This is a genomic window from Amycolatopsis sp. NPDC051061, assembly GCF_040682935.1.
Classification (GTDB): Bacteria; Actinomycetota; Actinomycetes; order Mycobacteriales; family Pseudonocardiaceae; genus Amycolatopsis.
Genome location: NZ_JBFBBZ010000008.1, coordinates 108197 through 122099, shown reverse-complemented (window position 1 = coordinate 122099; position 13903 = coordinate 108197). Strand labels below are relative to the sequence as shown.

Below are 13903 nucleotides of genomic sequence, written 5' to 3'. Positions count from 1 at the left end.
GATCGGTGTTTCTGGCCCGACACGCCGGGCTGAGGTCCGGCGGGATGGGCACTGTGAGTGATGACATCGGACCTTGTGAGTCCACGTAAGAGTGAGTCCGAGCCGGCGCGGGAGCTGTCGCCGGAGCAGGCCGCCGCGGCGGCGATGGTGGCCGAGGCGAAGGCCCGGGGGCTGGCGTTGACCGGCCCGGACGGGTTGCTGAAGCTGTTCACCAAGACCGTGCTGGAAACCGCGCTCAACGAGGAGATGACCGAGCACCTCGGCCATGAGAAGAACCAGGCCGACCCGGGCCGGGGGTCGACGAACGTGCGCAACGGCACCCGGCCCAAACGGTGATCTCGGACGCCGCCGGCGAAGTTCAGATTGAGGTTCCGCGGGACCGGGAGAGCACGTTCGAGCCGCAGATCGTGAAGAAACGGCAACGGCGGCTGGCGGATGTGGACGAGGTCGTGCTGTCGCTGTATGCGAATGGGATAACCACCGGTGAGATTTCCGCGCATTTCGCCGAAATCTACGGAGCATCGGTCAGCAAGTAGACGATCTCACGGATCACTGACAAGGTCGTCGCCGAAATGAATGACTGGGCCAACCGCCCGCTCGACGCCGTGTACGCAGCGGTGTTCATCGATGCAATCCACGTCAAGGCCCGTGACGGCCAGGTCGCCAACGGCCCGTCTATGCCGCCATCGGCGTCACCGTGGACGGTCACAAGGACGTCCTGGGCCTGTGGATGGGCACCGGCGGCGAGGGCGCGAAGTTCTGGATGAGCGTGCTGATCGACCTGAAGAACCGCGGCGTCCGGGACGTGTTCTTTCTCGTCTGACGGCCTCAAGGGCCTGCCTGAGGTCGTGGCGAAGTGGCGCAACGCGTGGAATGAGTTCACACCGTTCCTCGACTACGACGTCGAGATCCGGACGATGATCTGCTCCACGAACGCGATCGAATCCCTGAACGCCCGCTACCGTCGGGCGATCCGCGCACGCGGGCATTTCCCGACCGAGCAGGCCGCGATGAAGTGCCTGTACCTTGTGACCCGCAGCCTGGACCCCACCGGCACAGGCCGCGCCCGATGGACGATGCGCTGGAAACCCGTGATCAACGCCTTCGCCATCACCTTCGGTGACCGCTGGCCGGGAGCCGAAACCTACTGATCAACAACGCCGGAAACACCGATCACGGGATAGCCCCTCTTTCAAAGAAATTTCGTAGGTGTGGTCGGTGTCGTGGGGCACGTGTAGCGTCTGGTGCCGTCAGCATGCGGCCAGCTGTCGGCGAAGCGTCGTGGAAACTGCAAGTGAGGAGCGTACGCGGATGAGCTTGTCCGGCAGAACTGTAGTCGTGACCGGCGCCGGTTCGGGGATCGGCCGTGCGACGTGTGCAAGGTTGTGCCGGGCAGGCGCGCGGGTAGGCGCGATCGGTCGGCGCAAGGAACCACTGCTGGCTCTGCGCGATGACCTCAGCGACGAGCCCGGTGACGTGGTAACGCTGCCCGCCGACGTCGGTTCGGCAGCCGAGGTCGAGCACGCGGTACGGACTCTGACGGATCGGTGCGGTCCGGTGAGCGGAGTCGTCAACAATGCCGGCCTGGCGCGCTTCGCGCCGATCGAGTTTTCCTCGCCGTCCGATCTGGACGCCATGTTCGCGGTGCACCTCCGTGGACCGGTGAACGTGCTGCGGGCCTGCTTACCGGACCTGCGTAAGCATCGTGGCGCGGTGGTGAACGTGTCGTCGGTCGGTGGCCTTCTGGCGATGCCGAACCGATCCCTATACGGCGCGACGAAGGCCGCTGTGAACAGCCTGACCCGGTCGTGGGCACGGGAGCTGGCGCCACAGGTCCGGGTGAACGCGGTCCTGCCCGGCCCGGTCGACACGCCGATGTACGACGACCTGGGGCTTACCGGTCCACAGACCCAGACTCTCCGTGCGGACTTGCTGGCGTCGACCCCGTTGGAGAGGTTCGGCGAACCCGATGAGATCGCCCGGTGGGTCACCCTGCTCCTCGATGACGACACGTCGGGGTGGGTCACCGGTGTGCTCTTCCCGGTCGACGGCGGCCGGACCAGTTGATCCGGCTGCATGCCAGGTGACGGGCACGTTCTTTCGTGATCAGGCCTGGCTCTAGCGCACGGTGGACTGCCACTCCATCAGCGAACGCGGCCAGCGCTACCGCCGCAGTCTCCGCTTACTGGTACGGCCGTCACCGCGTGCGCATCCTCCGCAATCCGGCGCACATCACACTCAACGACGACGCCAGAGTCGAAGTTCGCGGAATCGCCTGGGAAAGAGCCCGCGAGATCGTCATGTTCGCGACTCCCGACGGTGGTGGATGGTCTCGCGTCTTCTATCAGAAGCAAGAGAGGGAAGGCGTTGCAATAGTTCATGTCGACCTCGCCGTGGGATCCGGTGCCGGTGCGGGAGCGGTTGGCGCGGCGGATGGCTGCCGAGTTGGCGCCGGAGGCGGTGATCTTTGATGACGCCGGGTATCTGACGTCGGGGAGGTCGTCGCCGTGTGTGGCACGCCAGTACACCGGCACCGCGGGCAAGGTGACCAACTGCCAGGTCGCGGTGAGTCTGCACCTGGCCACTGAGACGGCCTCTTAAGCACACCGCATCACAACGGCAGGACCGAAGGCGTCAACACCCGTACCATTCTGTGGAATCTGATCTGTCAAGTTTATTCCTGGTTGCCCTGCTTCACCGAGACGATCGGCAGCAAGGTCGCGGTCGCCGGGACACCGATGTCGCGTGGCGTGCTCCCCGATGGTGTGTCAGTTGGTCTGACACTCCCGAGTCGGATGAGTCGAGAGGTTCAGGTCCGGTTCTGTGAGAGCCGGGCGGTGCGATCCCGCCCCGGCTACTCATCAGCTTCTCGTCGGACCGAAGACGAGGCCGAGGTGATCCCTTCGGCTGCCGTTGTAGCGAGGCGGTGTCGATCATGCGAAGGTCGTCGCTCCCCACTCGGTGGCGGGGACGTTACGGACGTGCTCGGTGAACTCCCACAGGTGGTTCTCGTGGTCGAGGGTGAGGTACTGCCGTAGGCCCCAGGGTTTGTCGCGGGGTTCGTGGAGGGTTCGGGCGCCCTCGGCGCGCGAGTGGGCGTAGTGCTTGTCGACGTCATCGACCCAGACGATCAGCTGAGCAACGGCTGGCACACCGGTGGGCGGGATGGTGAGCCGCTCGCCGACCTTGGCGAGCATGACGACGCCAGCACCGGTGTGTAGGTCGGCGTGGCAGACAGTGCCGTCGACGGTTTGGCGGAGTAGTTCGCGGAAGCCGAAGACCCGGGCGAGCCAGGCTGCGGCGGCCGGTACGTCGGTGTAGCCAAGTTCGACCACTACTCCGGGGAATCCAGCGTCGGGGTTGTACACCGGCACCTCCGGGGCTAGGAAGGGGTGACGGCCCCTGGCCGACACCTTGGGCCCAGCAAGTCACTGGGAGTCGCAGGCACGTGGCCGCGGATGGAGTAGGGGTCGAGTACGTCGTCGGGGGTGACTCTCGATGGAGACCTTGGTGCCAAGGCCGAGTTGTTCGGCGGCTTGTAGGATGACATCCAGGGCGAGGTGATCTTCGAAGGCGACGTCGTTGGAGTCGAAAACGGTGAGGTTTTCGCGATATTGAGCCCACTTGTCGGGGTGGGCGCACAGGGGGCCAGTGATAGGCCGATTTCGTCCTCGGCCAGTTGCTGGCATTCGCCTTCGTTGCGGGCCTGTTCGCGGTGATCCACGCAGACCAGCGCTCGTCGCAACAGGCTGACCGGGAGCTCGGTCTTGCCGGCAATCCCCTGGAACCGTAGAGACGTGAACTTTGTGGATCTTTCCTTTGGGTTCGCTCTCGGTCCGCTTGCTGTTGGGCGCACGCCCGCAGGAGGGGTCAAGGCTGGCCGGAGGCCACCCGGAGGGCTTGGCCTTGACCCCGGCGAGGACGACGCCCATGCTTGCGCGGCGAGGGGCGAGCCGAACTCGGAGCCCGGCGCGGGGGTGTTTCATGCCGCCTGTCTGCTGGCGCCGGGCGGGGTGAGGGCGGCCAGGGCGCGCAGTGCGACCTTGTCTGCCTTACCTACCGGCGTGCGGGGCAGTTCGGAGACGGACACGAGCTTGTCCGGGATCTTGTAGGTCGCGAGACCTCGATCTCGCAGGAATACCTTCAGGGCTTGGAGCTCGACGCTCTCGTCTCGCAATACGACGAATGCGTAGGTGCGCTCACCCAGCACTGCGTCCTCGACCCCCACGACCGCCGCGTCCCGGACGCCGGGATGCGCCACGAGCTGTTCCTCCACGTCCTCGACGGGAATCTTGTCGCCAGCCCGGTTGATCACGTCCTTGAGCCGGCCGACGACGACGATGTTGCCGTCCGACCTACGTCGCACCAGGTCCCCGGTCCGGAAGAACCCATCCGACGTGAAGGAGTCGGTGTTCTCCTGTTCGGCACGGTAGTAGCCGCGTATGGTGTACGGACCTCGCGTCAGTAGCTCACCTTCGACGTTGTCCGGTACGTCGTGGCCGGCGTCGTCTACAACCCGGATTTCGTCGTCGGGAGCCATTGGACGGCCCTCGGTGTTGAACCTCACCTCATCCGGGTCGTCAAGCCGAGTGTAGGTGAGGAGCCCTTCGCCGACACCGAACCACTGACTCAGGTCGCAGTTCAGGACCTTGCGCGCTTCCTCGGCCTGCACTGGTGTCAGCTTGGAACTGCCGATCTGCAAGTGGACGCCGGAAAGGTCGACAGGCGTCCGCTGCGCGTAGTCGATCCAAAGCCGCACGGTTCCCGGTACCAACGTCGTGAACGTGACCTGCTCCGCACGGATGAGCCCGATTAGCTCCGCCAGCCGAGAAGTCGGGGCGAGTACGACCTTGCCACCGACGAGCAGCGTTCCGAACAGCCCAGGGCAACCGAGCGCGGCGTTGTGGGCGACCGGGTTCACGGCTAGGTACGTCGACGTGCTGTCGACCCGGAGCGCGTCCGCGGTAGCCAGCATGTTGTACGCGTAGTCGTTGTGCGTGCGGGGGATCAGTTTCGGCCGACCAGTCGTCCCGCCGGAGAGCAGAAAGAAAGCCGGCTCGGACGGATCGACCTGCGAATACCGCGTCTCCGGCGCGCTGTCGGCGAGCTCGTTCGCAATCAGCACATGCTCGACCCCTGGGACGTCTTGCTGCACTTCATGGGCGAGTTGCCGGTAGTCGAAGCCTCGGAACTCGCTCATCACGATCAGTGCGACGGCGCCGGACTGCGAGGCCAGGTGAACGAGCTCGTGCTTGCGATGCCCCGGCAGAGCCAGTACCGGAATGGCACCCAGCCGGAACAACGCGAAAACCACGGTCGCGAACTCCGGCACGTTTGGCAACTGCACGACGACCCGATCGAGCGGGCCAATCCCACGAGCTACGAACTGCCGGGCTACGAGGTCGGAGCGGGCTGCGAGGTCCGCGTACGTGAGCCGCTGCTCGCCGTACACGACAGCCACCTTGGTGGCATGTTCGGCGCAGGCCGCCTCCAGGAGCTCGCCCAGCGATCGCCCTTGCCAATAACCCTGGCGGCGATACTGCTCGGCGAGTTCGTCGGGCCAGGAAACGCAGCCTTCGAGCATCTCGGCTCCCGATCAGACTAGATATCGAACTGAGGATCAGCGGTACGACAGGCCAACGGTCTTCACCATCTGGCATCCGCCGCCGTCAGGCAATCGTGCTGACAGAGACGCGACAGGAGTCCCGTGTGGGTTTGACGAATCGGCCCGGCGCTGTCCTGTCTCTGTCAGTTCGATGGTCGTCATCGGCCTGGGCTTCTAGGATCCGCAGCAGGTGAGGTGTCCCTTCCATGAGTCGGCTGATCCAAGGAGTTGAACCTTGTCCACGGTTCCGGAGTTGTTCGAGTCGACTGTTGCCCGCTTCCCCGACCAGCCCGCGGTCATCTTCGGTGACACTTGTTTGAGTTACGCCGAGCTGAACACCCACGCGAACCAGCTGGCCAGGCGATTGGTGGCCCTAGGAGTCGGGCCGGATTCCTTGGTGGCGGTTGCTGTACCGCGTTCGGAAGATCTGATCATCGTGCTGCTGGCCGTGCTGAAGGCTGGCGGCGCGTATCTTCCGCTGGACCCGACCTACCCTGATGAGCGGCTGGCGCACATTATCGACGACGCGGGCCCCGTCCTGGTGATCCGGTCGAGCCAGGTTCCATGCCTAAGTGACGAGGTGGGCGACTACGTGATAGACGACCCTGACCTGCAGGCGGACATCCGAGGTGAGGCGACCGGCGACCTGACTGACGCTGAGCGGCTGTCTCCGTTGTACATATCCCATTTAATGTACGTGATATACACGTCAGGCTCCACTGGTACGCCGAAGGGCGTGGCGGTGACTCATGCAGGTACGGGCGATATGCTCGCAACTCACGCGCACCGAATCGGTCCGGGCCCTGGTGACCGGGTGCTGCAGTGGGCGTCGATCAGCTTCGACGCCGCATTTTGGGACATCACCCTCGCACTTCTGTCCGGAGCCGCGCTGGTCATGGTGTCCTCAGACGACGTCCTGCCGGGAGATCCGTTGCGGGACACCCTGTTAAGGCACCGGATCACCCACGCGACCTTGCCGCCGGTGGCCTTGAGTGCCACTGACGCCGATGGCGTTCTGCTAGGCGGTACGGTGATGTCGACGGGCGATACATGTACGCCGACCTTGGTCCGCAAGTGGGCACCCGGTCGACGGCTCTTCAACGGTTACGGTCCGACCGAGGTGACTGTCGGCTCCACCCTCAGCGGACCGGTCGATCCGGCTGTCGACGAGATCACCATCGGGACGCCCTGGCTCGGCGAGACCGTCCAAGTGCTCGACGAGCGTATGCAAGAAGTTGCCGACGGCGCCGAAGGGGAGCTGTACCTGGCCGGGCCCGGGCTAGCCCGCGGTTATCTCAACCGTCCGAGCATCACTGCCACCCGTTTTGTTGCCGATCCACAGGGAGCACCCGGCAGCCGGATGTACCGCTCCGGCGACCGCGGCTCGCGTCGGACTGATGGAGAGATCCTTTTCTCGGGTCGCGCCGATGCACAGGTAAAGGTTCGTGGCTTCCGGGTCGAGCTTGCTGAGGTCGAGGCAGTCTTAGCCGGTCACGCCGCGGTCAAACTCGCCGTCGCTGCGGTGGAAGGAGAACTGGCAGACGCCCGTGTGGTTGCGTACGTGACGACGTCGCCGGGGGAGGAAGTGACCGAGTCGGAGCTGCGCCACCATGTCCGCCATAAGTTGCCGGATCACATGGTGCCGTCGACAGTCACCCTGCTCGACCAACTTCCGACGACGCACAACGGAAAGATCGACCGGAAGGCGTTGCGACCGCGCCCCGCCAAGCCCCCTACCGAACAGCTCAGCTGGCAGGAGGGTATGCCGTACGCCGATGTGCTGTGCGCGATCGTCGCCGAGCTCCTGGGCCTGTCGGTGGTCACCCCAGATCAGAACTTCTTCGAGATCGGTGGGCACTCTGTGCTGGCGACGAAGCTGGCCGCCCGGATCCGACAGGACCTCGGCATCAAGATCCCGCTACGCTCACTCTTCGAGGCCGACAGTATCTCGGAGTTGGCGCTAGTGTTGGAGAGGGCCGTCTCACCGGGGTCTCTCAAACGAGCGGTGTAACTCGGCGTTAAAGAGGTCTACTTGCGTCCGGCGGCCAGGCGGCCGTCGAAGGCGATCTCGAAGGCGTTGAGGGCAGGTTTCCAGCGCATGGTCCAGCGTTTGCGGCCGGTGCCGGTCGGGTCGAGGCTCATGATCGCCATGTAGACGCACTTGAGCGCGGCCTGCTCGTTGGGGAAGTGCCCGCGGGCCTTCACCGCGCGGCGGATGCGGGCGTTGACGCTCTCGATCGCGTTGGTCGAGCAGATCACCCGCCGGATCTCCGGATCGAGGGCCAGGAACGGCACGAACTCTGCCCAGGCGTTGTCCCACAACCGCACGATCGCCGGATACCGGGCTCCCTACTCCTGCGTGAACTCGGTGAACCGCTCCCGGGCCGTGGCCTCGGTCGCTGCGGTGTAGACGGGTTCGGGCGCCTTGGCGATCGCGTCCCAGTGCTGACGGCCGGCATAGCGGAAGCTGTTGCGCAGCAGGTGCACGACGCACATTTTGGGTGATCGTGGCCGGCCAGACGGTGGTGATCGCGTCCGGCAGGCCGGTCAGGCCGTCGCAGACGACCATGAGCACGTCGGCGACTCCGCGGTTCTTGAGTTCGGAGAGTACGTGCAGCCAATACTTGGCGCCCTCGCCGCCGTCGCCGGCCCACAAGCCGAGGATGTCCCGGCGGCCCTCGCAGGTCACCGCGAGCGCGACGTAGATCGGCCGGTTGGTGACCTGCCCGTCGCGGATCTTGACGTGGATCGCGTCGATGAAGATCACCGGATAGACCGGGCGGTTTCTATCGATCGTTGCGAATGATCGTGGTGATCAGTCGATGTTCCCATTGTTGCATGAGCTGGTGCGGGCTCTTGTCCTGAAGACAGGCTCGGGGCCGGTCGTTGAGCTCGGCGGTGCCCTTGGGGAAGTACTGGCGGAGCAGGCCGTTGGTGTTTTCGTTGGTGCCACGCTGCCAGGGAGCGTGCGGGTCACAGAAATAGATCTTCAGGCCGGTCGCGACCTCGATCCGACGGTGGTGGAACATCTCGTTGCCCTGATCCCAGGTCAGCGTGCGGCACAACCCAAGCGGGAGGCGGGTGAAGGTGCGGATCAGGGCGTCGCCGACCGACCGGGCGCTGTGATCGCCAGGGCACCGTCGCGGGTCCGGCCCCGGCCGCGACGGTGCCGGTAGGTCCGCCTAGTGCGCAGCGCCGCCTGGCCGGCGGGGACGATCAAGCCGCGATAGATCGCTTCGTAGATCGTTTCGGTGCAGAGGTGCCATCCCGGCCGGCGCGGGTATTGGCGGCGCAGCCACCTGCTGATCTGCGCGGGTGACCAATGCTTGGTCAGCTTGCCCGCCACCGCCTCACGCAATCCGGTGTGCGCGACGCACCTGCGGGGTTTGGGGCGCCGGCGTCGCAGGTGGGCCTGGTTGTGCGCGTACCACGGCTGGTAGCGGCCGTCGGGCTTGCGGTTTCTCTTGATCTCCCGATACACGCTCTGGTAGCTCTTGCCGATCCGAGCGGCGATCACCTTGACCGCCTCGCCCCGCAGCAGCCCGTCAGCAATCTCGATCCGGTCATCCTGGCTCAAGAACCGCGGGCTGATCGGCTTCTCCACGAAGGTCACCCGGCCAGCGTCGATGAACCACAACGACCCGCAGCTGAGCGACACACCCACCCGCTCGGCGGCCGCCGCACCCGACATCCCCGTCCGGATCAGCTGAAAGTAGCGGCGCTTGACCGCAACCGGCATCTTGTTCGGCGCGTACCTCGGCATGCGAATCCCATCTCATCAGGATTCGCAACGACCACTAGAAATCAAGCCGGGGTCGAGTGGACGGTTCTGCCACTCGACCATGCCCTCGATGACCTTGTCAGTGATGGTGCAGATAGTTTGCCGGGACACCTCAGCGCCATAGACCTCGGCCAGGTGCGCGGAGATCTCGCCGGTCGTGAGGCCCTTCGCGGCCAGGGAGATCATCATCTCGTCCACGCCGCCCAGGCGTTTCTGCCGCTTGGCCACGATCTTGGGCTCGAAGCTGGCGTCCCGGTCCCGCGGCACGTCGATCTGGACCGGGTCGACATCGGTGAGCACGATCTTGGCGCGGGTGCCGTTGCGCGAGTTGCCGGTCCCGCGGCCGGCCGGGTCGTGCTTGTCATAGCCGAGGTGATCGGTAATCTCGCCCTCGAGCGCCGACTCCAGCAGCCGCTTGGTCAGCTGCGCCAGCACCCCACCCTCACCGGTCAGCGCCAGCCCACCAGCCTTCACACGGCTCATCAGCTCTGCGACGAGCTGCTCGTCCAAGCCGTCCAGGCCGCTCTCGGGCATCGAGTCCTCAGTGTTCTCCACGCCGGACATCATGTGGGTCATCAGGTGCACTTCCATGATCGGGAGTTACACCGCTCGTTTTACAGTCCCTCTCACCGACGACTGAGACGGTCCGCTCACCGAAAGTTGATGGGCAAACTACTGTAGCCGAACAAGAAGTTCGAGTAGATCCGTGAGGGCGTGCCATCCAGCTCGATTGAACGCACCGACTCTGCGAGCGAGGATAACAGAGCGCGCAGTTCCGCCCGGCCCAGAAACGCACCGACACAGAAGTGGGGCCCGTGGCCGAAGGTGAGGTGCTTGTTGGGCTTGCGTGCCAGGTCCAAGGTTCGCGGATCGGGAAACACTGCCTCATCGTCGTTAGCCGAGGTGTTCCACAAAGTGACGATGTCCCCGGCCCGGATCGTCTGACCGGCGATCTCCAGGTCGATGAGCGCGGTCCGGGCAAAGTGCATAGCGGGCGTGACCCAGCGCAGTACCTCCTCGACCGCGTCGTCGAGGGAGGCGACGCCGGCCCGCAGCGCGGCCCACTGCCCAGGGTTCTCGGCCAGCGCTTTGACCCCTCCGATCGCTGACATCCGGGACGATTCATCGCCGCCCAGGATGAGGCTGTAGCAGTTCAGGGCGACCTCCTCGTCACTGAGCAGCTCGCCGTCGACCTGCGTGCTCGCGATCATGGTGATGACGTCATCGCCTGGGTTCTCCCGGCGATGCTTGGCGAGATCCATGAAGTAGGAAACGATGTCGTTGCGGGCGATCAGCGAGTCGAGGTCGTCAACCTCCTCGCTGTCCGCGGACAGGGCCAGCTTGTTCCACCTGAGCAGCTCGGCGCGGTCGCCGTCGGGGATTGACAGGAGATCGCAGATCGTCGTCATCGGGATGTGCTCGGCGACCTCGGCGGCGAAGTCGAACGTGCCCACCCCAACCACGCTACCGACCAGACTCCGGGTGCGTTGTTCGACCCGCTCGACCACCGGTCCGAGGACCTTGGGGGAGAACGCCCGCAGCATCAGGTTCCGCAACTGCTGGTGGCGGGGGCGATCGGTGACGGCGAGCATCTTGTCGCTTGCGGAGTCGTTGCCGTGCAGTAGTACGTCGAGCACGGTGCCGCGCGCCGAGCTCAGGAATTTGGCGTTGCGGTACGCCGTCTGTATGTCGCTGAACCTGGTGACTACCCAGAATCCCGGCAGATCGCCGGGGGAGTCGTGCCAGTAGATGGGATGCTGCGACCGAATCACCTGCCAGTAGTCACGGGGTTCGTGCCGAACAAACGTCGCCGGATCCGTGAGATCGAGAAACTCGCCAGCACTCACCTGCGACTCCTTCAGCCGGACCTTCGTGCGGACAGCAATTGCCAGCGTGACTAGGCGATTCGTCGAGTCCGGAATGTCTTGCGTAGTTCCTTCACCGGTGACTGAGAGCCGAAAGATTCAAGCCTGGCCACCCGCAGAGGTGCAAGACTCCGATTGAGCATGTCTGCTTGAGCGTTAGGTGGAGGTCATGACTCCTACCGGGGACCGAGGTTGGCTACGGTGGTCGAACGTCATCCCGCGGCCGGCGATCCGACTCGTCTGCTTTCCGCACGCCGGTGGTGCGGCCGCGAGCTATGCTGGCTTTGCAAACGAGCTGCCCGCCCAGGCCGAACTGGTGGTGGTCCAGTACCCGGGTCGTGGCGACAGGTTCGCCGAATCCGCCGTGGAGGATGTCCGGCGGATGGCGTCGTCCGTGAGCGCGGAACTCCTGACTCTCGAGCCCCACGCCCCGCTGCTGTTGTTCGGGCACAGTTTCGGCGCTTTAGTGACCTACGAGACCGCGCTCGCGTTGCAGCGCAGCGGAGTACGCCCGGTGCAACTCGTTATCTCGGCGTCGCCTCCGCCGCGGCTGGCCGGTGGGGGGGAAACCCATCTCCATGACGACGACGAACTGTGGTCGATCGTTTGCGGCTACGGTGGAGTTGAGCCGGAGATTGCCGCCGACGCCGACTTGCGTGGGGTTCTGCTGCCGATTCTGCGCTCGGATATCAGGGCCAACGAGCTCTACGAACCGCAGGTGAACCCACCCTCGCTCGACTGTCCGGTGATCTGTTACCACGGCATCGGCGATCCACTCGTGAACGAGTCCGAGCTGGTTGAGTGGGGCGAAGTCACCACTGGGTCATTCTCCGTACGTCGTCGCTCGGGTGGGCACTTCCACGTCTTCTCAGCAGTCGGTGACCTGCTCGAGGACGTCTTCGCCGACGTAGCGATCGATGGTCTGCGGCGACGGGCGGTGTCGTGAGCATCGCCGAGCGCTCCGTCATCATCGTTGCCGCCCCCATCGAACGGTTCGGCCGGCTAGATGGCCTGGTCAACCTCTCGATGGCCGGCCGCTACTACTGCGGCGCAGGCAAAGGCGGCGACGAACAGTCTCACCCGTTCGCTGGCACGCGAGCTTGTGCCAGACGAGCGGGTCAACGCCGTCCTGCCGGGCCCGGTCGACGCACCCATGTGGCAAGACGTGGGTGCGTCGGACGAGGAGCAGCCCGGGACGTCACGCGCCGACCTGCTCACCGGTACCTCCTATGGGCCGGTTCGCGAAGACGACGGAGTGGCCCGCCTACTCGACCCGGACTTCGCCGGCTGGATCATCGGTGCAGCTACCCGTGGTGCGTGGCCGCACGACTTTATCCGCCTAGCAGCAGTGTCTCGACCTGACAGTGACCGCGCAGCTGACCATGAATTGGGGACCGAAACGATGAGCCATCCACCTATTGCCACAGCGATTCCGTCGTCGTCGCTGCACGAGATCTTTCGTGCCGCCGACGCCCGCGCGCTGGCCACCGGGTCACCGGTGACCAGACTTCACGTCGGAGAGCCGTACTTCACATCCCCTCCCGAGGTCGCCGAGGCGATCGCGGAAGCTCAGCGGGCTGGCCGGACGTCGTACACCGATGTCGAAGGTCTTCCGGAACTGCGCCGCGCGTTGACTGCGAAGCTGGAACGGGAGAACGGCATCGACGCGTCGATCTCGCGGATCTTCGTTACGCCGGGCTCCTGTCAAGGACTGCAGGCGCTGTTGCTGTCGCTGGCCGAACCGGGGACCGAGATCCTGCTTCCTGAGCTGCACTGGCCGATCCATGTGCAGCAGAGCCTGCTCGCGGGTCTGCGCCCGGTGTTCTACTCACTCGACGACAGGTACTTCCCGGACCTCGAATCGATCGCCGAGAGGTCGGGACCCAACAGCCGGATCCTTCTGGTGAACTCGCCAGCTAATCCCACCGGCGCGGTACTGGACGCGGACCGGATAGAGGGTCTGCTCACACTCGCGCGCGATCGTGGATGGCAGGTGATCAGCGACGAGGCATACGAGCACTTCGTGTACGAGGGCGACCATCTGTCCCTGGCGGCAAGTGAACGCCAACTGCCCGTGGAGAAGCGGATTGTGCACAGCGTCTTCACGTTCTCCAAGAGCCTGGCGATGACGGGCTACCGGCTCGGCTACGTCGTGCCGGCGACGGACGAGGCAGCCGCCGGGATGAGGGTGGTGCAAGAGGCTGGCATCATCGCTCCGCCGACGCCAGTGCAGTACGGCGGAATCGCGGCGCTGCAGATGCCCGATGTTGCAGCGTCGAACCGCAAGTTGGTACAGCAGAACAGAGACACCGTGTTACCCGCACTTCGAGACGCTGGCCTGATCCGCGAGCTACCACCCGGCGGGTGGTACACGATGGTGGATATCAGTAGCACCGGTCTGGGAGCAGAGGCCTTCTCAGCGCAGTTGCTCGCGGAACGTAGTGTGGCCGTTGTTCCCGGCTCGGGGTTCGGGTTACGTCCGCAGCTTGATGACCGAGGCGCTCTGGTAGCGATGGACACTGATTCCCATGCGGACAACCTTGTGCGGATCGCCTTCTGCGTGAATCCAGAGGTTCTCAAGTCGGGTGTGGATGAACTTCTTGCCTTCGTTGACGAGCGGAAGGCGCGGTGACTTCATGAGCTGCTGTTCCA

8 protein-coding genes and 4 pseudogenes are annotated in these 13903 nt (G+C 64.9%); 6 read left to right on the top strand and 6 right to left on the bottom strand.

Annotated features, from left to right (window positions below):
- The first annotated feature begins 60 nt into the window (after positions 1 to 60).
- The 3 genes and pseudogenes from AB0N03_RS13170 to AB0N03_RS13160 all read left to right on the top strand — a co-directional run bounded on the left by AB0N03_RS13170 (position 61) and on the right by AB0N03_RS13160 (position 2601).
- A pseudogene (locus AB0N03_RS13170) lies at positions 61 to 1151 on the top strand (IS256 family transposase).
- A gap of 160 nt (positions 1152 to 1311) precedes the next feature.
- Positions 1312 to 2067 carry an SDR family oxidoreductase gene (locus AB0N03_RS13165; protein WP_364369930.1) on the top strand — a complete coding sequence of 252 codons (756 nt, stop codon included), beginning with the start codon at positions 1312 to 1314 and terminating at the stop codon, positions 2065 to 2067.
- 312 nt (positions 2068 to 2379) lie between these two features.
- Positions 2380 to 2601, top strand: coding sequence for a transposase (locus tag AB0N03_RS13160; protein ID WP_364369927.1), 222 nt, complete (start codon positions 2380 to 2382; stop codon positions 2599 to 2601).
- Between the two features lie 332 nt (positions 2602 to 2933).
- Here AB0N03_RS13160 and AB0N03_RS13155 read toward each other — a convergent pair whose 3' ends face one another.
- Positions 2934 to 3368 (bottom strand): VOC family protein, encoded by a 435-nt coding sequence (locus AB0N03_RS13155; protein ID WP_364369924.1) that lies wholly within the window; start codon positions 3366 to 3368, stop codon positions 2934 to 2936.
- Between the two features lie 614 nt (positions 3369 to 3982).
- Positions 3983 to 5584, bottom strand: coding sequence for an AMP-binding protein (locus AB0N03_RS13150; protein ID WP_364369921.1), 1602 nt, complete (start codon positions 5582 to 5584; stop codon positions 3983 to 3985).
- Positions 5585 to 5840: 256 nt separating this feature from the next.
- Here AB0N03_RS13150 and AB0N03_RS13145 point away from each other — a divergent pair, with 256 nt between their 5' ends.
- Positions 5841 to 7616 (top strand): non-ribosomal peptide synthetase, encoded by a 1776-nt coding sequence (locus tag AB0N03_RS13145; RefSeq protein ID WP_364369918.1) that lies wholly within the window; start codon positions 5841 to 5843, stop codon positions 7614 to 7616.
- A gap of 7 nt (positions 7617 to 7623) precedes the next feature.
- Here AB0N03_RS13145 and AB0N03_RS13140 read toward each other — a convergent pair.
- The 4 genes and pseudogenes from AB0N03_RS13140 to AB0N03_RS13125 all read right to left on the bottom strand — a co-directional run.
- Positions 7624 to 8393 (bottom strand): annotated as a pseudogene (locus AB0N03_RS13140) (IS256 family transposase); the annotation flags it as partial.
- A pseudogene (locus AB0N03_RS13135) lies at positions 8392 to 9263 on the bottom strand (IS30 family transposase). The pseudogenes AB0N03_RS13140 and AB0N03_RS13135, both read right to left, overlap by 2 nt.
- A 156-nt stretch (positions 9264 to 9419) precedes the next feature.
- A pseudogene (locus AB0N03_RS13130) lies at positions 9420 to 9950 on the bottom strand (transposase); the annotation flags it as partial.
- A gap of 86 nt (positions 9951 to 10036) precedes the next feature.
- Entirely contained in the window at positions 10037 to 11233 is a 1197-nt protein-coding gene (locus AB0N03_RS13125) for a cytochrome P450 (protein WP_364369915.1), read from the bottom strand.
- A 187-nt stretch (positions 11234 to 11420) separates the two neighbouring features.
- Here AB0N03_RS13125 and AB0N03_RS13120 point away from each other — a divergent pair, with 187 nt between their 5' ends.
- Complete coding sequence (locus AB0N03_RS13120) at positions 11421 to 12197, top strand: alpha/beta fold hydrolase (RefSeq protein ID WP_364369912.1); 777 nt, start codon at positions 11421 to 11423, stop codon at positions 12195 to 12197.
- Between the two features lie 60 nt (positions 12198 to 12257).
- Positions 12258 to 13883, top strand: coding sequence for an aminotransferase class I/II-fold pyridoxal phosphate-dependent enzyme (locus tag AB0N03_RS13115; protein ID WP_364369909.1), 1626 nt, complete (start codon positions 12258 to 12260; stop codon positions 13881 to 13883).
- The last annotated feature ends 20 nt before the right edge of the window (positions 13884 to 13903 follow it).